The 21,144-nt window shown below is 66.4% G+C and carries 16 protein-coding genes; 15 read left to right on the forward strand and 1 reads right to left on the reverse strand.

Annotation, left to right across the window (positions count from 1 at the left end):
• The first annotated feature begins 376 nt into the window (after positions 1 to 376).
• Both U5A56_RS00005 and U5A56_RS00010 read left to right on the forward strand, forming a co-directional pair.
• On the forward strand, positions 377 to 2,452 hold the full coding sequence (locus U5A56_RS00005) for a molybdopterin oxidoreductase family protein (protein WP_321920658.1): 2,076 nt from the start codon (positions 377 to 379) through the stop codon (positions 2,450 to 2,452).
• Between the two features lie 136 nt (positions 2,453 to 2,588).
• Positions 2,589 to 4,262: a long-chain fatty acid--CoA ligase gene (locus tag U5A56_RS00010; RefSeq protein WP_257768783.1), complete on the forward strand. Its 1,674-nt coding sequence runs from the start codon at positions 2,589 to 2,591 to the stop codon at positions 4,260 to 4,262.
• Positions 4,263 to 4,726: 464 nt separating this feature from the next.
• On the opposite strand, the gene U5A56_RS00015 is transcribed toward U5A56_RS00010, so the two are convergent.
• Positions 4,727 to 5,884: a porin gene (locus U5A56_RS00015; protein ID WP_044844243.1), complete on the reverse strand. Its 1,158-nt coding sequence runs from the start codon at positions 5,882 to 5,884 to the stop codon at positions 4,727 to 4,729.
• A 277-nt stretch (positions 5,885 to 6,161) separates the two neighbouring features.
• Between U5A56_RS00015 and coq7 the strand changes: the two genes are divergently transcribed.
• The 13 genes from coq7 (at position 6,162) to U5A56_RS00080 (ending at position 21,133) form a co-directional block, all read left to right on the forward strand.
• Positions 6,162 to 6,788: a 2-polyprenyl-3-methyl-6-methoxy-1,4-benzoquinone monooxygenase gene (coq7, locus tag U5A56_RS00020; protein ID WP_124488218.1), complete on the forward strand. Its 627-nt coding sequence runs from the start codon at positions 6,162 to 6,164 to the stop codon at positions 6,786 to 6,788.
• A 388-nt stretch (positions 6,789 to 7,176) separates the two neighbouring features.
• Complete coding sequence (mraZ, locus tag U5A56_RS00025; protein ID WP_006400450.1) at positions 7,177 to 7,605, forward strand: division/cell wall cluster transcriptional repressor MraZ; 429 nt, start codon at positions 7,177 to 7,179, stop codon at positions 7,603 to 7,605.
• A 23-nt stretch (positions 7,606 to 7,628) separates the two neighbouring features.
• Complete coding sequence (rsmH, locus tag U5A56_RS00030) at positions 7,629 to 8,570, forward strand: 16S rRNA (cytosine(1402)-N(4))-methyltransferase RsmH (RefSeq protein ID WP_044844251.1); 942 nt, start codon at positions 7,629 to 7,631, stop codon at positions 8,568 to 8,570.
• Complete coding sequence (ftsL, locus tag U5A56_RS00035; RefSeq protein WP_044844241.1) at positions 8,567 to 8,908, forward strand: cell division protein FtsL; 342 nt, start codon at positions 8,567 to 8,569, stop codon at positions 8,906 to 8,908. The genes rsmH and ftsL overlap by 4 nt, the downstream gene beginning before the upstream one ends.
• Positions 8,905 to 10,752, forward strand: coding sequence for a peptidoglycan D,D-transpeptidase FtsI family protein (locus U5A56_RS00040; protein ID WP_044844240.1), 1,848 nt, complete (start codon positions 8,905 to 8,907; stop codon positions 10,750 to 10,752). The genes ftsL and U5A56_RS00040 overlap by 4 nt, the downstream gene beginning before the upstream one ends.
• Positions 10,749 to 12,287, forward strand: a complete 1,539-nt coding sequence (locus U5A56_RS00045; RefSeq protein ID WP_044844239.1) for a UDP-N-acetylmuramoyl-L-alanyl-D-glutamate--2,6-diaminopimelate ligase — start codon at positions 10,749 to 10,751, stop codon at positions 12,285 to 12,287. The genes U5A56_RS00040 and U5A56_RS00045 overlap by 4 nt, the downstream gene beginning before the upstream one ends.
• The gene (locus tag U5A56_RS00050) at positions 12,284 to 13,690 is read left to right on the forward strand and encodes a UDP-N-acetylmuramoyl-tripeptide--D-alanyl-D-alanine ligase (RefSeq protein ID WP_321920659.1); all 1,407 of its coding nucleotides are present in this window, start codon (positions 12,284 to 12,286) and stop codon (positions 13,688 to 13,690) included. Before U5A56_RS00045 ends, U5A56_RS00050 begins: the two co-directional genes overlap by 4 nt.
• Positions 13,691 to 13,706: 16 nt before the next feature.
• Positions 13,707 to 14,876 (forward strand): phospho-N-acetylmuramoyl-pentapeptide-transferase, encoded by a 1,170-nt coding sequence (mraY, locus tag U5A56_RS00055; RefSeq protein WP_006752439.1) that lies wholly within the window; start codon positions 13,707 to 13,709, stop codon positions 14,874 to 14,876.
• Positions 14,877 to 14,904: 28 nt separating this feature from the next.
• A complete protein-coding gene (gene murD / locus U5A56_RS00060) occupies positions 14,905 to 16,416 on the forward strand; it encodes a UDP-N-acetylmuramoyl-L-alanine--D-glutamate ligase (RefSeq protein WP_321920660.1) in 1,512 nt (503 codons plus the stop codon).
• The gene (ftsW, locus tag U5A56_RS00065) at positions 16,413 to 17,696 is read left to right on the forward strand and encodes a putative lipid II flippase FtsW (RefSeq protein ID WP_044844236.1); all 1,284 of its coding nucleotides are present in this window, start codon (positions 16,413 to 16,415) and stop codon (positions 17,694 to 17,696) included. The genes murD and ftsW overlap by 4 nt, the downstream gene beginning before the upstream one ends.
• A complete protein-coding gene (gene murG, locus U5A56_RS00070) occupies positions 17,693 to 18,796 on the forward strand; it encodes an undecaprenyldiphospho-muramoylpentapeptide beta-N-acetylglucosaminyltransferase (protein WP_321920661.1) in 1,104 nt (367 codons plus the stop codon). Before ftsW ends, murG begins: the two co-directional genes overlap by 4 nt.
• A complete protein-coding gene (gene murC, locus U5A56_RS00075) occupies positions 18,793 to 20,190 on the forward strand; it encodes a UDP-N-acetylmuramate--L-alanine ligase (protein ID WP_044844234.1) in 1,398 nt (465 codons plus the stop codon). The genes murG and murC overlap by 4 nt, the downstream gene beginning before the upstream one ends.
• A 1-nt stretch (position 20,191) precedes the next feature.
• On the forward strand, positions 20,192 to 21,133 hold the full coding sequence (locus tag U5A56_RS00080) for a D-alanine--D-alanine ligase (protein WP_040143319.1): 942 nt from the start codon (positions 20,192 to 20,194) through the stop codon (positions 21,131 to 21,133).
• Positions 21,134 to 21,144: the final 11 nt, after the last annotated feature.

Consider the following 21,144-nt stretch of genomic DNA (forward strand, 5'->3'; position numbering starts at 1 on the left):
GCCAGAAACCCCCGCCCGAAAGGCGGGGGTTTTTGCATTTGCAGCGCAGAAATGCGCGGTCACCGGCCTCGAATCTGCCCCGTTTGTTGCTCAAGCCGCAACGCATACCCACTTTCCATCGTCCAGGACCATTCGCCCTATCTTCGGTCGATGATCGACTCGCGCGAACTCGGCGAAGCCGCGGGCCCGGCACCGTTCACACCCGCACCACACTTGTATCGTCGCACCGACTTTTCAAAGTTCGTCCCGTATCGATATTAGCCATCCGCCGCCACCGCTTTTTCGCCAAATAGGCCGGAAACTCGTGCGAAATGACGCCTTATTCGGCGCGGCCACGTAGAATTTGCGAATCTCCATCCCAGTAGCATCCAGAACGATGAACGCCGCCACTCAGATAGCTCGGGCCGTATGCCCGCACGATTGTCCGGACACGTGCGCAATGCGTGTGACCGTCGAAAACGGTCGGGCGATCAAGGTCGCGGGCGATCCCGACCATCCGCCGACGCAAGGCGTGCTGTGTACGAAAGTCAGCCGATACGCCGACCGCGTTCATCATCCCGACCGACTCACTGTGCCCCTCAAGCGCGTGGGCGCGAAGGGAGAAGGGCGCTTCGTGCCGATCAGCTGGAGCGAAGCATTCGACGAGATCGGTCGTCGTCTCGGCGAAATCGCCGCGCGCGCGCCGGAGGCGATCCTGCCGTACAGCTACGCGGGAACGATGGGGCTCGTGCAGGGCGAAGGCATCGCCCAGCGGTTCTTCCATAAACTCGGTGCGTCCCGGCTCGAGCGGGCCATCTGCGCGGCGGCCGGCGCAGCAGGGTTGCGCTATACGTATGGCGGAAGCGTCGGCATGCATCTCGAGCATTTCGATGAAAGCGAGTTGATCCTGATCTGGGGCGCCAACCCGATCGCCTCCAGCCTGCATTTCTGGACCCGTGCGCAGGAAGCCAAGCGTCGCGGTGCCCGTCTCGTCGCAATCGATCCCTACCGCTCGCTGACGGCAGAAAAATGCCATCAGCACATCGCATTGAAACCGGGCACCGACGGAGCGTTCGCGCTCGGCATGATGCATGTGCTGATCACCGAGGATCTGCTCGATCACGACTACATCGCACGCCATACGCTCGGCTTCGATGCGCTCAAGGCGCGAGCCCTGTCCTATCCGCCGGAGCGTGTCGCGCAAATCTGCGGCATCGAGGCGTCGGAACTGATCGAACTCGCACGTCGTTACGGCGCGACCCGCAAGGCATCGATCCGCCTCAATTACGGCATGCAGCGCGTGCGCGGGGGCGGCAACGCCGTGCGCGCGATTGCGAGCCTGCCTGCGCTGACGGGCGCGTGGCGCGACCGGGCCGGCGGACTGCTGCTGTCGTCGTCGGAATCTGCACCGGTCAATCAGGCGGCGCTGCTGCGCCCCGATCTGATGCCCGGCTGGCCGCAGAAACTGCCGCGCATCATCAACATGAATGCCATCGGCGATGCACTGCTGCATCCGGGCGACGCGACTTTCGGGCCGAAGGTCGAAGCAGTGATCGTCTACAACTCGAATCCGGTTGCGGTTGCCCCCGACTCGTCGAAAGTCGCCGCCGGGTTCGCGCGCGAAGACCTGTTCACGGTCGTTCTCGAGCACTTCAAGACAGATACCGTCGACTTCGCCGACATTGTGTTGCCGGCCACGACGCAGCTCGAGCATCTCGACGTCCACAAGTCGTACGGCCACACCTATGTGATGGCGAATCTGCCGGCGATTCCGCCGGTCGGCGACGCACGACCGAACACCGAAATCTTTCGCGGCATCGCGCGCAGCATGGGGCTGGACGAGCCCGCGCTTTATCACAGCGACGAAGAGGTCGCGCAGGCGGCGCTTCGCTGGGACGATCCGGCACTCGACAGCGACTGGGAGACGTTGAAGCGTGCCGGCTGGCTGAAGCTCAAGGTTGCGGACGCGCCTTTCGCGAATGGCGGCTTTCGCACACCGTCCGGCAAATGCGAGTTCTACAGCGCGCGACTCGAGCAGATGGGCATGGACCCGGTGCCCGATTACCTGCCGCCGTTCGAATCGGCGGAGGCGGCGCCTGAGCTTGCCGCCCGCTACCCGCTCGCGATGATTTCGCCGCCGGCCCGGCACTTCCTGAACAGCACGTTCGTGAACGTGGACAGCCTGCGCAGCACGGAAGGCCAGCCGCATCTCGATATTCACCCGGCCGACGCCGATGCGCGCGGCATCGCGGAGGGCGACGTCGTACGCATATTCAACGACCGCGGATCGATGCAGGCGGTCGCAAGAGTGACCGATCGTGCGCGGGCGGGGCTCGTCGTCGGACTGTCGATCTGGTGGAAGAAATTGTCGGTGGACGGTCGGAACGCGAACGAAGTGACGAGCCAGGCGCTGACCGACCTCGGCAACTCGGCGACCTTTTACGATTGTTTGGTGGAAGTTGAGCGGACTTGACGGAACTTCCAGATATGATCGGACGAATGCGTTCGAAAGTTCGAAGTGGACATCTAACCCTGTTGTCTCAGGACGGGCGAGCCGCTACGATGCGTTTTAGCACGACCATTCGAAAATCAGTGAGGAGACGCGCGGTATGGACAAAATTTGGCTGAAATCGTACCCACCCGGCGTTCCAGCCGAAATCGACGCGTCTCCATATCCTTCCGTCCCGGATCTCCTCGACGAGAGCTTCAGGCAGTATCGCGACCGCAAGGCGTTCGTCTGCATGGGCAAGAGCATCACGTACGGCGAACTCGATGCACTGTCGCGCCGGTTCGGCGCGTGGCTGCAGTCGCGTGGCCTGAAGCGCGGCGCACGGGTCGCGCTCATGATGCCGAACGTGCTGCAGTACCCGGTGGCGATCGTTGCCGTGCTCCGCGCGGGCTACACCGTCGTCAACGTCAACCCGCTCTATACGCCGCGCGAGCTCGAACATCAGCTGAAGGACAGCGGGGCCGAGGCGATCGTCATTCTCGAGAATTTCGCGTCGACGTTGCAGGCCGTTATCGCCAATACCGCCGTCAAGCATGTCGTGGTCGCGTCGATGGGCGACCTGCTGGGCATCAAGGGCTGGCTCGTCAATTACGTCGTACGCAACGTGAAGAAGATGGTGCCGGCCTGGCAGCTCCCGTCGTTCACGCGCTTCAAGGCCGCGCTGTCCGAAGGGGCGCGGCAGACCTTCAAACCGCCGAAGCTCGGCCCAGACGACGTCGCGTTCCTCCAGTACACGGGCGGTACGACCGGTGTCGCGAAGGGCGCGACGCTGCTGCACCGGAACATCGTGTCGAACGTGCTGCAGGCCGGCGCCTGGCACCATCCCGCGCACGCGAAGTACCCGGAGGTGAAGCAATTCGTGACGGTTGTCGCGCTGCCGCTCTATCACGTGTTCGCGCTGACGGTCTGCGGCTTCCTGACGATGCGCACGGGCGGCATGGGCATCCTGATTCCGAATCCGCGCGACATCGGCGGCATGATCAAGGAACTGAAGGGATACCAGATCTCGACGATTCCCGCCGTCAACACGCTGTACAACGCACTGCTGAACCATCCCGAATTCAACCAGCTCGACCTGTCGAAGCTCGTGATCGCCAACGGCGGTGGCATGGCGATCCAGGAAGGCGTCGCGAAGCGCTGGTACGAGAAGACCCAAACGGCGATCATCGAAGGGTACGGCCTGTCCGAAACGTCGCCGGTCGCGACCTGCAACCCCGTGACGGCGACCGAGTACAGCGGGACGATCGGCCTGCCGCTGCCGTCGACCGAAATTGCCATCCGCGACGACGCCGGCAACGACGTCGCGCTCGGCGAGCCGGGCGAGATCTGCATCCGCGGGCCGCAGGTCATGGCCGGCTACTGGAACCGCCCGGAAGAAACCGCGAAGGTCATGTTCGCGGACGGTTTCTTCAAGACCGGTGACGTCGGCGTGATGGACGCGCGCGGTTACGTGAAGATCGTCGACCGGAAGAAGGACATGATCCTGGTATCCGGTTTCAACGTGTATCCGAACGAGGTCGAGGACGTGGTGGCGTCGCATCCGGGGGTGTTCGAGGTGGCGGCGGTCGGTGTTCCGGACGAGCACTCGGGCGAAGCCGTGAAGCTGTTCGTCGTGAAGAAGGATCCGGCGCTGACCGACAAGGACATCCTCGCGTACTGCAAGGAGCGGCTCACCGGTTACAAGCGGCCGAAACTCGTCGAGTTCCGCACGGAGCTGCCTAAGACGAACGTCGGCAAGATCCTGCGGCGCGAGCTGCGCGACGGACGCGCGTAACACTCAAGTCGAACGAAGGAGCCCGGTCTGTGCCGGGCTCCTTTGTTTGTGGTGCGGCATCGGGGCTGCCGCGCCATATCGGAACGGCGCGCGTTCGTCCGGGCACGCCGCGGCGGGCGGAGCGCTCCGGTCTGGCTGTCCGCAGCCGATTCGATTCGAACGGGGCGGCACCTCGTTGCATGCCGGATCGGCAAACGGCGGCGTTCGTGTCGAGTCAGCATCGCGAACGATTCGTCGCCAAGAGCGCGTTACCCGTCGATCATTCCGCGCACACCGCACACCGCACACCGCACACCGCACACCGCACACCGCACACCGCACACCGCACACCGCACACCGCACACCGCACACCGCACACCGCACACCGCACACCGCACACCGCACACCGCACACCGCTTCGCAGCCCCAAAAGAAAAGGCGCCCGAAGGCGCCTTCAAGATGCTGCGGCTTGTCAGGCAAGCTGATTAGAACTTGTGACGGATACCGACACGCGCTGCGACCTGGTTGCTGGTCGTCGACGGATCGAGACCGTTGATCGAAGCATGTGCCTGAACGACGTTGCCTGCCGAGTCGAGCGTGTTGCCCGATGCATGCTGGTACACGCCGATCACGTAGACGTCCGTACGCTTCGACAGGAAGTAGTCGACGCCCAGCGAGCCCTGGTGGTACTTGGCTGCCGAGTTGCCGTCGATCTTGCTGCCTTGCGTGTAGTCGTACGCCGCGCCGACGATCAATGCCGGGGTCAGCTGATACTTGAAGTTGATTTCGCCGTTGTTGAAGGTCGCGGTCTGGTTCACGAACGGACCGACCGAGAAGCCCTTGAACTTCGTGTTCGAGTACGTCGCGCCGATCGTCGCTGCGCCGAACGTGTATGCGCCGCCCGCACCGATGACCTGGTACGTGTTCGCGCTGTTCGCATACGCGCCGTAGACCGGCGACGACACGGCCGTCGCCGCAGCCGACGCGCCCGTGTTGAACATGCCGCCGAAGTTCGCCGGCGTACGTGCGTTCAAGTAGCCGACACCCAACACCAGCGGGCCGTTGTTGTAACCGGCGCCGAGCGACCAGACCTGGTTCTTCGAGAACTGGCCGGCTTGACCGCCGAAGCTGTACAGGCCGCCGAACGAGAAGCCGCCGTAGGTCGGGCTCGTGTACTTGACCGCGTTGTTCACACGGTAAGCGTTGTTGAAGTTGTCGAGGTCGCCCGGGTGAGCGGCGATGTAGCCGCCCCACTGGTCGCCTGCCTCGAGCGGGCCGACGAAGTCGACGACGGAGTCGTACTGGCGACCCAGCGTGACCGTACCGTACTGGCTCGACAGGCCGACGTAAGCCTGGCGGCCGAACATCAGGCCGCCCTGGCCGAGCTTGCCGGAGTTGACGTCAAAACCGTTCTCGAGCACGAAGATCGCCTTCAGGCCGCTGCCCAGATCTTCGGTGCCGCGCAGGCCGAAGCGGCTGCCTTGCATCACGCCGCTTGCCAGGCCGTACAGGTGGCCGCCCTTGGCGTTGTTGTTGAAGATGAAGCCTTCATCGATGATGCCGTAAAGCGTCACGCTGCTTTGCGCATGTGCAGCGCCAGCAAACGCGCCCAGCGCGACGAGCGCGAGAAGCGACTTTTTCATTAACGGATCTCCAAGAATCACTGAATTTTTTTGGCGGGGCGGATAGTTATGGTGTGTTGACGGGCCCCATCAACTTCGCAAGAAGTCGCACGTAATGTAGCAAAGCCGATTTTTCCGACAAAGCGAAATGCCGTGGCTCAAGGTTGCCATGTTTCCTTTATGCAACAATGGTTAAAATCACGGGTTAACCGCAATTTCCGCTGAATAATCAAGTCGGTTACGTAGCGGAGCACGTGCCGTTGCCGCTCGCGGCAGCGCACGCAGCCAGGAGAACAGGATGGTGTTGGACGAACTGATCAGCGAATTCGATCGCGGCCTGCGATCGCTGACCGGCATTAGCCGGATGAGCCGCCCGGTGCCCGCGCCGGCGGAGCCGCCGGCCGGCGAACTGACGCCCGCGGAGCGCACGCATGCCGCCGGGCTGATGCGCGTGAACCACGTCGGCGAGGTTTGTGCGCAGGCGCTTTATCAGGCGCAGAAGCTGACCGCGCGCTCGTCGTCGTCGAAGGCGATGTTCGAGGAAGCCGCCCGCGAGGAGGAGGATCATCTCGCGTGGACCGCGCATCGGCTGAAGGAACTCGATTCGCGTCCGAGCCTGCTCAACCCGCTGTGGTACGCCGGCGCGCTCGCGATCGGCGTCGTCGCCGGCACGCTGGGCGACAAGGTCAGCCTCGGCTTCATGGCGGAGACGGAGCGTCAGGTCGAGAGCCACCTCGACGGGCACCTGTCCGAGCTGCCGGCGACCGACACGGCGTCGCGCGCGATCGTCGAGCAGATGCGGCTCGACGAGGTGAAGCACGGCAAGGCCGCGACCGATGCCGGCGGGATCGAACTGCCGCTGCCCGCGCGGATGCTGATGCGCGCCGCGTCGAAAGTCATGACGCGGACTGCATACTATCTGTGACATTCGGAGGTGGGCGGCGCATGACGCCGCCCACCTCCGTCACCCATCGATACCGCCCGTTTTTTCCGCGTTTTCCCGCCCCCGAAAGCCCCGTCCGCACGCCAGTCTGGCCCGCCTTTCTCACGTATCACCTTCACAAGTTGCACTAGCTCATTCATTTATAACGGTTTTTGGTATGAGGGGCCGCATGAGCATGTGCGCGTAAGTCCTTGTTCTAACTAACAAAATTCGTCAAAAAACCGGGCCGCTCCCTTGACCGTGCCAAACCCTTCCTCTAAAGTGGGAGACAGTGTGAGAAAGTGTATTTTTGTGTGATTTGGCGGGCTATTCGGGCTAAATTCTTGAGCGTTGAGCGGGTGCTTCGGTGCCCTGAACGGGAGAGCGGAAAGTGTTCCAAGGGGCGTCGGCGCTGACGCTCGATGCGAAAGGGCGGATGTCGGTGCCGGCTCGCTATCGCGAAGCGCTGCAAGGACAGGCAGAAGGACGGGTGACTGTGACCAAGCACCCGGACGGCTGCCTGTTGCTGTTTCCGCGCCCCGAATGGGAGGTATTCCGCGCCAAGATCGCCGCGCTGCCGATGGATGCACATTGGTGGCGGCGGATCTTTCTCGGCAATGCAATGGATGTCGATCTCGACAGCGCGGGCCGGATTCTCGTATCGCCCGAGCTGCGGATGGCGGCCGGACTGGAAAAGGAAGTCATGTTGTTGGGAATGGGTAGTCACTTCGAGCTGTGGGATTCACAGACCTACATCGCGAAGGAGCAGGCAGCGATGGCGCAGGGCATGCCCGACGCGCTGAAGAATTTCACGTTCTGATTGCGGTGACGGAGACGCCCGCGATGGGAAACGAATTGCAGCATCGGACCGTGCTTCTGGACGAAGCGGTCGATTCGCTCGTGACGCGGCCGGACGGCATTTATGTCGACGGTACGTTCGGGCGCGGCGGTCACAGCCGCGCGGTGCTCGCGCGGCTGGCGGCGGCCGGCCGGCTGATCGCGTTCGACAAGGATCCGAGGGCGATCGAGACGGCGCAGCGCATCGAGGATGCGCGCTTCTCGATCGTGCATGACAGCTTTGCATCGATGCGCGACGCGCTTGCGGCGCGCGGCGTCGAGAAGGTGTCGGGTGTGTTGCTGGACCTGGGCGTGTCCTCGCCGCAGGTGGACGATCCGGCGCGCGGCTTCAGCTTTCGCGCGGATGGCCCGCTGGACATGCGAATGGATCCGACGCGCGGCGAGTCGGCGGCCGAGTGGCTCGCGCGGGCTTCGGTGCAGGAATTGACGGAGGTGATACGGGATTATGGGGAAGAACGGTTTGCTTTTCAGATTGCAAAGGCGCTTGTTGCTCGCCGGGCAGAGTCCGACCGTCTTGGGCCTCTCGACACCACGGGCGAGCTTGCCCAAATCGTGGGTAACGTCGTCAAAACCCGTGAGAAGGGCAAGGATCCGGCAACCCGCACCTTTCAGGCTATACGGATTCACGTCAATCAAGAGCTTGCGGACCTGCAAGTCGTACTAGACGCGGCATTGTCGTTGCTGGAGCAAGGGGGGCGGCTGGTGGTCATCAGCTTTCATTCACTCGAGGACCGGATCGTCAAGCGATTCATGCAGGCGCACGCGAGCGCGCCTGCGGTCGATCGTCGCCTGCCGATCCGTGCCGTCGACCTCCCGAGCCCGCCGCTCAAGATCATCAGCCGCCAGTTTCCGAGCGAAGCGGAAGTTGCCGCGAATCCGCGCGCCCGGTCGGCCGTGATGCGCATCGCGGAGCGCGTCACGCCATGAGCCGCTTCAATATCTTCCTGCTGATCATCGTGATGGGCTGCGCGCTGTCGGTCGTCAACTCGACGAACCAGCAGCGCCAGATCTTCATCCAGCTGCAGCGCGCGCAGTCGCAGGAGCGTCAGCTCCAGCAGGACTACGCGCAGCTTCAATATCAGCAGAGCGCGCTGTCGAAGACGTCGCGTATCGAGCAACTCGCGAACGATTCGCTGAAGATGCAGGCGATCACGACGGGTCGCACCCAATACCTGACGCTGCCGCCGGGCGCCGTGAAGGCGATCGACGCACCGATTCCGGCTTCGGCCGAGACGGCCGCCAAGGGCGGGGGAGGCGCGCGATGAAGCCGGCACAAAAGCGTCAGGACGTGAAATTCTCGTCGAGCCCCGTGCTCGGCGTGCACCTGCCGATGTGGCGCTCGAAATTCGTCGTGTTCCTGCTGTTCATGGCGTTCGTCGCGCTGGCCGCGCGGGCGTTCTGGATCCAGGGGCCCGGCAACGCGTTCTATCAGAAGCAGGGCGAAAGCCGCTACCAGCGCACGATCGAGCTGCCGGCCACGCGCGGCAAGATCCTCGACCGTAACGGGCTCGTGCTCGCGACGAGCCTGCCCGTGCGCGCGATCTGGGCGATTCCGGATGCGGTGCCGGACGATCTCGGCGCGGACAAGGTCAATCAGCTCGGAAAGCTCCTCGGCATGACGCCGAAGGAACTGCGCGTGAAGCTGTCGGAAGACAAGGGTTTCGTCTACGTGAAGCGCCAGGTGCCGATCGACATCGCGGACAAGGTCGCCGCGCTCGACATCCCCGGCGTCTATCAGCGCAACGAATACAAGCGCTTCTATCCGGAAGGCGAGATCACCGCTCACCTGATCGGCTTCACGAACGTCGAGGATGAAGGGCAGGAAGGCGTCGAGCTCGGCGACCAGAAGATGCTGTCCGGCACGTCCGGCGTGCGCCGCGTGATCAAGGACCGGATGGGGCACATCGTCGAGGACGTCGCCGAGCAGATTCCGCCGCACAACGGGACAGACGTCGACCTGTCGATCGACAGCAAGATCCAGTACATCGCGTATGCGAACCTGAAGGCCGCCGTCGAGAAGTTCAAGGCGAAGGCCGGCGCGGCGATGGTGGTCGACGTGCGTACCGGCGAGGTGCTCGCGCTCGTCAACTATCCGACGTACAACCCGAACGACCGTTCGCGCATGACGGGCGAGCAGTTGCGCAACCGGATCATGACCGACGTGTTCGAGCCGGGCTCGATCATGAAGCCGTTTACGGTGTCGCTCGCGCTCGACCTGCACCGCGTGACGCCGAACACGCTCGTCGAAACGGGCAACGGGCATTTCGTGCTCGACGGCGCGCCGATCACCGACGACGCGGGTTTCGGCACGCTGACGGTCGGCGGCGTGATCCAGAAGTCGAGCAACATCGGCGCGACGAAGATCGCGATGACGATGCGGCCCGAGGAAATGTGGAATATGTATACGAGCATCGGCCTCGGTCAGGCGCCGAAGGTCGGGTTCCCGGGCGCGGTGGCCGGCCGCCTGCGTCCGTGGAAGAACTGGCGGCGCATCGAGCAGGCGACGATGTCGTACGGCTACGGCCTGTCGGTGTCGCTGTTCCAGCTCGCGCGCGCCTACACGGCGATCGCGCACGACGGCGAGCTGATGCCCGTGACCATTTTCAAGACCGACCCCAATCAGCCGATCGTGGGCACGCAGGTGTTCAACCCGACCACCGCGCGCGAAGTGCGCGCGATGCTCGAGACGGTGGTCGCGCCGGGCGGCACGTCGCCGGATGCGGCCGTGCCGGGTTATCGGGTCGGCGGCAAGAGCGGTACCGCGTACAAGCATGAAGGTCACGGCTACACGCGCAAGTACCGCGCGTCGTTCGTCGGGATGGCGCCGATGCCGAATCCGCGCGTCGTGATCGCGGTGTCGGTCGACGAGCCGACCGCCGGCAGCCACTTCGGCGGCCAGGTGTCGGGCCCCGTATTCTCGGCGATCGCGGGCGACACGATGCGTGCGCTGAACGTGCCGCCGAACATGCCGATCAAGCAACTGGTCGTGTCCGACGACACGCCGGGCACGCCCGCCAAGACGGGCCCGCAAAAGCTCGCCGCCGGCGGCGGTGCGAAGCATATGATCGTATCCAGCACGACACGTAATTCACCAGGAGTTGTTCGATGAGCGCCGCTCGCAGTTCCCATCCGGCGCATCAGCAGATCGCGGCCGCGCTTGCGTGGCTGCGCCAGCATGTGGCCCCCGCGGCGCAACTGCATGCCGACACGCGCAGCCTGCAGGCAGGCGACGTGTTTCTCGGCTATGCGGTCGACGGGGCAGACAATCGCGCCTTCATTGCCGAGGCCGTTTCCCGCGGTGCGGCCGCCGTGCTGTATCAGCCGGAAGGCCTCGCAGCTGCGCCGGCCGCACCCGTCGCACTCGCGGTGCCGGCGCTCGACCAGCTGGCCGGCGAGATCGCCAGCGGCTGGTACGGCGACCCGAGCGACAGCCTGCTCGCCATCGGCGTGACCGGCACCAACGGCAAGACGTCGTGCACGCACTGGATCGCGGCCGCGCTGACGGCGCTGCACCAGCCGTGCGCGCTGATCGGCACGCTCGGCAGCGGCATGCCGGGGCAGCTGGTGCCGACCGGCTTCACGACGCCGGACGCGCCGCAGCTGCAGCGCAGCCTCGCGCAACTGCACGACGCGGGCGCAAAGGCCGTCGCGATGGAAGTGTCGTCGCACGCGCTGCACCAGGGCCGCGTGAACGGCACGGCATTCGACATCGCCGTGTTCACGAACCTCACGCAGGATCACCTCGACTATCACGGCACGTTCGATGCGTACGAAGCCTCGAAGTCGAAACTGTTCGCATGGCGCGGCCTGCGCGCGGCGGTCGTCAATCGCGACGACGCAGCCGGCCGCCGCCTGCTCGAGAAGCTGGCCGGCCGCGTGCGCACGATCGCCTACGGGATCGGCGACGTGCACGCGGCCGACGCCGATCGCGAGTTGGTCGCGCTCGACGTGCGCGCGACCGCTACCGGCACGGCATTCCGCCTGCGCTCGTCGTGGGGCGACGCGGACATCGAGGTCGGCACGCTCGGCACGTTCAACGTCAGCAACCTGCTCGCAGTGCTCGGCTCGCTGCTCGCGGCCGACCTGCCGTTCGACGCGGCGGTCGCGGAGATTGCGCGGCTCGAGTCCGTCAACGGCCGCATGCAGCGCCTTGGCGGCCGGCTGGCGAACGATGAACCGCTGGTCGTGATCGACTATGCACATACGCCCGACGCGCTCGAGAAGACGCTCGACGCGTTGCGCCCGATCGCGGCGGCGCGCGGCGGCCGGCTCGTCTGCATGTTCGGCTGCGGCGGCGATCGCGATGCGACCAAGCGTCCGCTGATGGGCGCGATCGCCGAGCGGCTCGCCGACGAAGTCGTCGTCACGAGCGACAACCCGCGCAGCGAGGATCCGCAGCGCATCATCGACCAGGTCATCGCGGGCATGACCGCGCCCGATCGCGCACGCCGCATCGAGGATCGCGCGAGCGCGATCCTGCAGGCCGTGCGCGGCGCCGCCCGCGAGGATGTCGTCGTGCTGGCCGGCAAGGGGCACGAGGCAACGCAGGAAATCATGGGCAAGAAGCGCACGTTCTCCGATCAGGATCACGCGCGGCTCGCACTCGCGGCACGCGCGACGCACGGCAAGGGAGGCGGCGAATGACGATGCTCAGTCTGGGCGAAGCCGCCCGCCTGATTCCCGGCGCCACCGTCCACGGCGATCCGGACACCACGTTCGAGCGCGTGTCGACGGACAGCCGCACGGTCGGCCCCGGCGACCTGTTCGTCGCGCTGAAGGGCGAGCGCTTCGACGCGCACGACTTCCTCGGCGACGTGGCCGCGCGCGGCGCGTCGGCGGCGCTCGTCGCACGCGTGCCAGCGGGCCTCGCGATGCCGGCGATCGAAGGCGGTGAAACGCGTGCCGCGCTCGGCGCGCTCGCGCACGGCTGGCGCAAACGATTCGCGCTGCCGCTCGTCGCGGTGACGGGCAGCAACGGCAAGACGACCGTCAAGGAAATGATCGCGTCGATCTTCGCCGCGGCGGTCGGTACCGACGCGCGACTCGCGACGGCCGGCAACCTGAACAACGACGTCGGGCTGCCGCTGACGTTGCTGCGCCTGTCGACCGCGCATCGCCTCGCGGTGATCGAGATCGGCATGAACCACCCGGGCGAGACCGAAGTTCTGGCGCGCCTCACCGCGCCGACGGTCGCGCTCGTCAACAACGCGCAGCGCGAACACCAGGAATTCATGGCGACGGTCGAAGCCGTCGCGCTCGAACACGCGGCCGTGATCCACGCGCTGCCGCCGGACGGCGTCGCGGTGTTCCCGGCCGACGATGCGTACGCGGGCATCTGGCGCGTCGCGGCGACCGGCAACCGGATCCTCGATTTCGCACTGCACGACGCCGAACGGCAGAACGATGCACAGGTCGTCGGTCGCCTTCACGGCGGCGAACTCGCGATCGACACGCCGGCTGGCGCCGTCACGGTGCGGTTGCGTGCGCTCGGCGAGCACAACGCGCGCAACGCGCTGGCCGCGACGGCCGCGGCGCTGGGCGCGGGTGTCGAACTGTCGGCGATCAAGCAGGGCCTCGAGTCGTTCGAACCGGTCAAGGGCCGGCTCCAGGTGAAGCAGGCGATCGCCGGCAGCCTCGCGGGCGCGACGGTCGTCGACGATACGTACAACGCGAACCCCGATTCGATGCGTGCGGCGATCGACGTGCTTGCTGCCCATCCGGCGCCGCGCGTGCTGGTGATCGGCGACATGGGTGAAGTCGGCGACGAAGGCCCGGCGTTTCACCGGGAGATCGGTGCGTATGCGCGCGAGCGCGGCATCGATGCGCTGTTCGCGCTCGGCGATGCGTCGCGCGATGCGTGCACGGCGTACGGCGAGACGGCCCGCCACTTCGGCGACGTCGGCGCGCTGGTGACGGCGCTGCTCGCGACGGGCTATGGCGCGCGGGCGACGGTGCTCGTGAAGGGCTCGCGGTACATGAAGATGGAGCGCGTGGTCGACGCGCTGACGAACCAACCCGCGGCGGGCACGGTGCCCGCCGCACACTGAGTAGAAGGAAGGAAGCATGCTGCTGGCGCTGGCGCAATGGCTGCAGGGAGACGCAAGCTTTTTGCGCTTGTTCACGTACCTGACGTTCCGTGCGGTGATGGCTACCATCACCGCGCTCGGTATCGGGCTCGTGTGCGGACCGTGGGTGATCCGCAAGCTGACGCAAATGAAGGTCGGGCAGGCCGTGCGCAAGGACGGCCCGCAAAGCCATCTCGTCAAGTCCGGCACGCCGACGATGGGCGGCGTGCTGATCCTGATCGGCATCGCGGTCGCGACGCTGCTGTGGGGCGACCTGACGAACCGTTTCATCTGGATCGTGATGCTCGTCACGTTCGGCTTCGGCGTGATCGGCTGGGTCGACGACTACCGCAAGGTCGTCTACAAGGACCCGCGCGGGATGTCGTCGCGCGAAAAGTATTTCTGGCAGTCGGTGATCGGGCTGTTCGCGGCGGTCTACCTCGCATTCAGCGTGTCCGAGGCGAACAACGTGCGCGTGTTCGACCTGTTCATGGCGTGGGTGAGGAGCGGCCTGTCGATGGGGCTGCCGGCGCGGGCCGACCTGATGCTGCCGTTCCTGAAGTCGATCAGCTATCCGCTGGGCGTCTGGGGCTTCATCGTGCTGACGTATTTCGTGATCGTCGGCGCGAGCAACGCGGTGAACCTGACCGACGGCCTCGACGGGCTCGTGATCATGCCGGTCGTGCTGGTCGGCGGGTCGCTCGGCGTGTTCGCGTACGTGATGGGCAGCTCGGTCTATTCGAAATACCTGCTGTTCCCGCACATCCCGGGCGCCGGTGAACTGCTGATCTTCTGTTCGGCGATGGGCGGGGCAGGGCTCGCGTTCCTCTGGTACAACACGCACCCCGCGCAGGTGTTCATGGGCGACGTCGGCGCGCTGGCGCTCGGCGGCGCGCTCGGCACGGTCGCGGTGATCGTGCGCCAGGAAATCGTGCTGTTCATCATGGGCGGCATCTTCGTCGCGGAAACGCTGTCGGTGATGCTGCAGGTGTCGTGGTTCAAGTACACGAAGAAGCGTTACGGCGAAGGGCGGCGCCTGCTGAAGATGGCGCCGCTGCATCACCATTTCGAATTGTCCGGCTGGAAGGAAACGCAGGTGGTGGTGCGTTTCTGGATCATCACGCTGATGCTGTGCCTGTTCGGTCTGTCCACCCTCAAGCTGCGGTAAAGGAAAGGTAACAAGGATGTCTGGCGAGATGTTTGGAGATCGGCAGCGGCCGATGGTGCTCGTACTGGGGCTCGGTGAATCGGGTCTCGCGATCGCGCGGTGGTGCGCGAGGCACGGGTGCCGGCTGCGTATTGCCGATACCCGCGAGGCGCCGCCGAACCTTGCCGCGCTGCAGGCCGAAGGCATCGATGCGGAGTTCGTCGGCGGGCCGTTCACGCCCGCGCTGCTCGACGGCGGCGTCGAGATCGTCGGGCTGAGCCCCGGCCTGTCGCCGCTCGAACCGGCGCTGGCGGCGCTGATCGCAGCCGCGAGCGAGCGCGCGATCGCGGTCTGGGGCGAACTGGAATTCTTCGCGCAGGCGCTGCGCGCGCTCGGCACGAGCGGCTACCAGCCGAAGGTGCTCGCGATCACCGGTACCAACGGCAAGACCACGACGACGAGCCTCACGGGCCTGCTGTGCCGGCGTTCGGGCAAGAAGGTCGCCGTCGCCGGCAACATCAGCCCGGCGATGCTCGACCGGCTCGCGGGCGCGATCGACGAGACCGCGCTGCCCGACGTCTGGGTGCTCGAACTGTCGAGCTTCCAGCTCGAGACGGCGCGCACGTTCGCACCCGACGCGGCCGCGATTCTCAACATCACGCAGGATCACCTCGACTGGCACGGCAGCTTCGACGCGTATGCGGCCGCGAAGGGCCGGATCTTCGGCGCGACGACGACGCGCGTGCTCAACCGCGACGACGCGGCCGTGATGAAGTTCGCGCCGGCCGCCGGCGCGGCCGATGCGGCGCGCACGGTCACGTTCGGCCTGAACGAACCGGTGCAGGACGGCGACTACGGGCTGTCGCGCGACAACGGCATCGCGTGGCTGGTCGAAGCGGTCGACCGCGACGCGCCGGACGAAACGACGACGACCCGCCGGCGCAAGCGCGACGGCGCGCATACGCCCGACATCGCGCAGAAGCGCCTGATGCCGGTCGACGCGCTGCGCATCCGCGGGCTGCACAACGCGGCGAACGCGCTGGCCGCGTTCGCGCTCGCGCGTGCGATCGACTTGGCCGCAGCGCCGCTGCTGCACGCGCTGCGCGAATACCGCGGCGAGGCGCATCGCGTCGAAGTGATCGCGACGATCGACGACGTGGACTACGTCGACGACAGCAAGGGCACGAACGTCGGCGCGACGGTGGCCGCGCTCGACGGGCTCGCGCAGAAGATCGTGCTGATCGCCGGCGGCGACGGCAAGGGGCAGGATTTCGCGCCGCTGGTCGCGCCGGTCGCACGCTGGTGTCGTGCGGTGATGCTGATCGGCCGCGACGCGCCGGCGATTCGCGACACGCTCGCCGAAACCGGCGTGCCGCTCGCGGACCACGCGACGCTCGAAGGCGCGGTGCGTGCCGCCGCCGAGCTCGCCGAGCCGGGCGATGCGGTGCTGCTGTCGCCCGCGTGCGCGAGCCTCGACATGTTCAGGAACTACGCCCATCGCGCGGAGGTGTTCCGCGCGGCGGTGGATGAAGTCGCCATCGACAAAGGAGCGACGCCATGAGCTGGTCCGATCGCCTCGTCTCCCGTTTCAACGACCGGCGCGACACCGGCGGCAATGCCGCCGGCGGCCGCGTCGCGTCCGCTACGCGCGCTGCGACCGGCGGCCTCGCGAGCGTCGTCAACGGCGTGCGGCCGAGCCGCTCCCGGATGCTCGACTTCGACTACTCGCTGCTGTGGGTCGCGATCGCGCTGCTCGGGCTCGGCGTCGTGATGGTGTATTCGGCGTCGATCGCGATGCCCGATTCGCCGAAATACGCGTCGTATCACGATTACGCGTTCCTGATGCGCCACTGCGTGTCGCTCGTCGTCGCGTTCATCGCGGCGGTGATCGCGTTCCGCGTGCCGGTGTCGACCTGGGACAAATACGCGCCGCATCTCTTCCTGATCGCGCTGGTCGGCCTCGTGATCGTGCTGATCCCGCACGTCGGCAAGGGCGTGAACGGCGCGCGCCGCTGGATTCCGCTCGGCATCACGAACATGCAGCCGTCGGAAATCATGAAGCTCGCGGTGACGATCTACGCGGCGAACTACACGGTGCGCAAGCAGGAGTACATGCAGAGCTTCGCGAAAGGCTTTCTGCCGATGGCGTTCGCGGTCGGTCTCGTCGGCGCGCTGCTGCTGCTCGAGCCGGACATGGGCGCGTTCATGGTGGTCGCCGCGATCGCGATGGGCGTGCTGTTCCTCGGCGGCGTGAACGGCAAGCTGTTCGGCGGCCTGGTTGCGACGGCGGTCGGCACCTTCACGATGCTCGTATGGCTGTCGCCGTGGCGTCGCGAGCGGATCTTCGCGTATCTCGATCCGTGGGACGAACGGTATGCGCAGGGCAAGGCGTACCAGCTCACGCATTCGCTGATCGCGTTCGGGCGCGGCGAGTGGTTCGGCGTCGGCCTCGGCGGCAGCGTCGAGAAGCTGAACTACCTGCCCGAAGCGCATACCGACTTCATCCTCGCGGTGATCGGCGAGGAACTCGGCTTCGTCGGCGTGATGGTCGTGATCCTGCTGTTCTACTGGATCGTGCGCCGCGCGTTCGAGATCGGCCGCCAGGCGCTCGCGCTCGATCGCACGTTCGCGGGCCTGACGGCGAAGGGCATCGGTATCTGGTTCGGCGCGCAGACGTTCATCAACATGGGCGTGAACCTCGGCCTGCTGCCGACCAAAGGCCTGACGCTGCCGCTCGTGAGCTATGGCGGTTCGGGCATCCTGCTGAACTGTGTCGCGCTCGCGGTGCTGCTGCGGGTCGATTATGAAAATCGCGTCCTGATGCGGGGAGGGAAGGTATGACCGCGTCGCGACGCACGCTGATGGTGATGGCAGGCGGCACCGGGGGCCACGTGTTCCCGGGGCTCGCGGTCGCGCACCGGATGGAAGCGGCGGGCTGGCGCGTCGTGTGGCTCGGCAATCCGGCCGGGATGGAAGCGACGCTCGTGCCGAAGCACGGCATTCCGATGGAATACGTGCGCTTCGGCGGACTGCGCGGCAAGGGCCTGAAGACCAAGCTGACGCTGCCGTTCAACCTGCTGCGCGCATGCTGGCAGAGCCTCGGCGCACTGCGCCGCGTGCGGCCCGACGTCGTGCTCGGGATGGGCGGCTACATCACGTTCCCGGCGGGCGTGATGGCCGCGCTGTCGGGTCGTCCGCTCGTGCTGCACGAACAGAATTCGATCGCGGGCCTGACTAACAAGGTGCTCGCGAAACTGGCCAAACGCGTGCTCGTCGCGTTTCCCGGCGCGCTGCCGCACGCGGAATGGACGGGCAACCCGATTCGTGCGGAACTTGCGCACACGGAACCGCCCAAAGCACGCTATGCGTCGCGCAGCGGCCCGCTGAACGTGCTGGTCGTCGGCGGCAGCCTCGGTGCGGCCGCGCTGAACGAAGTCGTGCCGCGCGCGCTGGCGCTGCTGACGCCGGACGAGCGCCCGCGCGTCGTGCACCAGGCCGGCGCGAAGCACATCGACGCGCTGAAGGCGAATTACGAAGCGGCCGGTTTCGCGGCCGGCGAAGACGTGCGGCTCGTGCCGTTCATCGACGACATGGCGAGCGCGTACGCGGCGGCGGATCTGGTGATCTGCCGTTCCGGCGCGATGACGGTGTCGGAGATCGCGGCGGTGGGCGTGGCGGCGCTGTTCGTGCCGTTCCCGTACGCGGTCGACGACCACCAGACGACCAACGCCGCGTTCCTCGCCGATGCGGGCGCGGCCGTGCTGGTGCAACAACGCGACCTGTCGGCGGAACTGCTCGCCGACTGGCTGCGCGGCCAGTCGCGGGTGTCGCTCGCGGACATGGCGGAGCGTTCGCGCTCGCTGGCGAAGCCCGAGGCCACCGACGAAGTCGCGCGTGTCTGCGCGAAGGCGGCCGGCGCGAACCTGGAAAAACTGCAATGAAACACATCGTCAAACACATTCATTTCGTCGGGATCGGCGGCGCGGGCATGAGCGGCATCGCCGAAGTGCTCGTCAACCTCGGCTACGAGGTCAGCGGCTCCGACCTGTCGCGCAACGCGGTGACCGATCGTCTCGAGGCGCTCGGCGCGCGGATCGCGATCGGCCACGACGCGGCGAACATCGAGGGCGCGAACGCAGTCGTCGTATCGACGGCCGTGCGCTCGGACAACCCCGAGGTGCTGGCCGCGCGTAGCCAGCGCGTGCCGATCGTGCAGCGCGCGGTGATGCTCGCGGAACTGATGCGCCTGAAGCAGGGCATCGCGATCGCCGGCACGCACGGCAAGACCACGACGACGAGCCTCGTCGCGAGCGTGCTCGCGGCAGGCGGGCTGGACCCGACCTTCGTGATCGGCGGCCGGCTGATCAGCGCCGGCGCGAACGCGCGGCTCGGCACGGGCGACTTCATCGTCGCCGAGGCCGACGAGTCGGACGCGTCGTTCCTGAACCTGTATCCGGTGATCGAAGTCATCACGAACATCGACGCCGATCACATGGACACTTACGGCCACGATTTCGCGCGGCTCAAGCAGGCGTTCATCGAGTTCACGCAGCGCCTGCCGTTCTACGGCAGCGCGGTGGTGTGCGTCGACGATCCGAACGTGCGGCAGATCATCCCGTTCATCTCGAAGCCGGTCGTGCGCTACGGGCTGTCGCCGGACGCGCAGGTGCGCGCGGAAGACATCGACGCGCGCGACGGCCGCATGCACTTCACGGTGATCCGCGAAGGCCGTGCGCCGCTCGCGGTGGTGCTGAACCTGCCGGGCCTGCACAACGTGCAGAACGCGCTCGCGGCGATCGCGATCGCGACCGATCTCGGCGTGGCGGACGACGCGATCCAGCTGGCGCTCGCGGAATTCAACGGCGTCGGCCGGCGCTTCCAGCGCTACGGCGAGGTGCCGAGCGCGGACGGCGGCCAGTACACGCTGATCGACGACTACGGTCACCACCCGGTCGAGATGGCCGCGACGATCGCGGCCGCGCGCGGCGCGTTCCCGGGCCGCCGCCTCGTGCTGGCGTTCCAGCCGCACCGCTACACGCGCACGCGCGACTGCTTCGACGATTTCGTCAACGTGCTGTCGACGGTCGACGCGCTGGTGCTGACGGAAGTCTATGCCGCGGGCGAAGCGGCGATCGCGACGGCCAACGGCGACGCGCTGTCGCGTGCGCTGCGCGCGGTGGGGAAGGTTGACCCGGTGTTCGTCGCGACGGTCGACGACGTGCCGGATGCATTGGCGAAGGTCGCGCAGAACGGCGACGTGGTGATCACGATGGGCGCGGGTTCGATCGGCGGCGTGCCGGCGAAGCTCGTGCAACACACTCAACAGAAGGCATGACATGAGCGGGATCGATCCGAAACGTTTCGGCAAGGTGGCGGTGTTGTTCGGCGGCGAATCCGCCGAGCGCGAGGTGTCGCTCACCTCGGGCCGCCTCGTGCTGCAGGGCCTGCGCGACGCGGGCGTCGACGCGCATCCGTTCGACCCGGCCGAGCGGCCGCTGTCGGCGCTGAAGGACGAAGGCTTCGTGCGCGCGTTCAACGCGCTGCACGGCGGCTACGGCGAGAACGGCCAGATCCAGGGCGCACTCGATTTCTACGGGATCCGCTACACGGGCAGCGGCGTGCTCGGCTCGGCGCTCGGCCTCGACAAGTTCCGCACGAAGCTCGTGTGGCAGCAGACGGGCGTGCCGACGCCGCCGTTCGAGACGGTGATGCGCGGCGACGACTACGCGGCGCGCGCGACGGACATCGTCGCGAAGCTCGGCCTGCCGCTGTTCGTGAAGCCGGCGAGCGAAGGCTCGAGCGTCGCGGTGCTGAAGGTGAAGACGGCCGACGCGTTGCCCGCCGCACTGTCGGAAGCGGCGACGCACGACAAGATCGTGATCGTCGAGAAGAGCATCGAAGGCGGCGGCGAATATACCGCGTGCATCGCCGGCGATCTCGACCTGCCGCTGATCAAGATCGTGCCGGCCGGCGAGTTCTACGACTACCACGCGAAGTATGTCGCCGACGACACGCAGTACCTGATTCCGTGCGGGCTGCCCGCCGAACAGGAAGCGGAACTGAAGCGCATCGCGCGCCGCGCGTTCGACGTGCTCGGCTGCACCGACTGGGGCCGGGCGGACTTCATGCTCGACGCCGCCGGCAACGCGTATTTCCTGGAAGTGAACACGGCCCCCGGGATGACCGACCACTCGCTGCCGCCGAAGGCCGCGCGCTCGATCGGCATCAGCTATTCGGAGCTGGTCGTGAAGGTGCTGTCGCTTACGCTCAACGACTGACGCAGGAACGG

The sequence above is a fragment of the Burkholderia sp. BCC1998 genome, from assembly GCF_905339875.1.
Lineage (GTDB): Bacteria > Pseudomonadota > Gammaproteobacteria > Burkholderiales > Burkholderiaceae > Burkholderia.

Coding starts and splice junctions, on each gene's coding strand:
- U5A56_RS00005 (WP_321920658.1), top strand. CDS start 377: ATGAACGCCGCCACTCAGATAGCTCGGGCCGTATGCCCGCACGATTGT.
- U5A56_RS00010 (WP_257768783.1), top strand. CDS start 2,589: ATGGACAAAATTTGGCTGAAATCGTACCCACCCGGCGTTCCAGCCGAA.
- U5A56_RS00015 (WP_044844243.1), bottom strand. CDS start 5,884: ATGAAAAAGTCGCTTCTCGCGCTCGTCGCGCTGGGCGCGTTTGCTGGC.
- coq7 (WP_124488218.1), top strand. CDS start 6,162: ATGGTGTTGGACGAACTGATCAGCGAATTCGATCGCGGCCTGCGATCG.
- rsmH (WP_044844251.1), top strand. CDS start 7,629: ATGGGAAACGAATTGCAGCATCGGACCGTGCTTCTGGACGAAGCGGTC.
- ftsL (WP_044844241.1), top strand. CDS start 8,567: ATGAGCCGCTTCAATATCTTCCTGCTGATCATCGTGATGGGCTGCGCG.
- U5A56_RS00040 (WP_044844240.1), top strand. CDS start 8,905: ATGAAGCCGGCACAAAAGCGTCAGGACGTGAAATTCTCGTCGAGCCCC.
- U5A56_RS00045 (WP_044844239.1), top strand. CDS start 10,749: ATGAGCGCCGCTCGCAGTTCCCATCCGGCGCATCAGCAGATCGCGGCC.
- U5A56_RS00050 (WP_321920659.1), top strand. CDS start 12,284: ATGACGATGCTCAGTCTGGGCGAAGCCGCCCGCCTGATTCCCGGCGCC.
- mraY (WP_006752439.1), top strand. CDS start 13,707: ATGCTGCTGGCGCTGGCGCAATGGCTGCAGGGAGACGCAAGCTTTTTG.
- murD (WP_321920660.1), top strand. CDS start 14,905: ATGTTTGGAGATCGGCAGCGGCCGATGGTGCTCGTACTGGGGCTCGGT.
- ftsW (WP_044844236.1), top strand. CDS start 16,413: ATGAGCTGGTCCGATCGCCTCGTCTCCCGTTTCAACGACCGGCGCGAC.
- murG (WP_321920661.1), top strand. CDS start 17,693: ATGACCGCGTCGCGACGCACGCTGATGGTGATGGCAGGCGGCACCGGG.
- murC (WP_044844234.1), top strand. CDS start 18,793: ATGAAACACATCGTCAAACACATTCATTTCGTCGGGATCGGCGGCGCG.
- U5A56_RS00080 (WP_040143319.1), top strand. CDS start 20,192: ATGAGCGGGATCGATCCGAAACGTTTCGGCAAGGTGGCGGTGTTGTTC.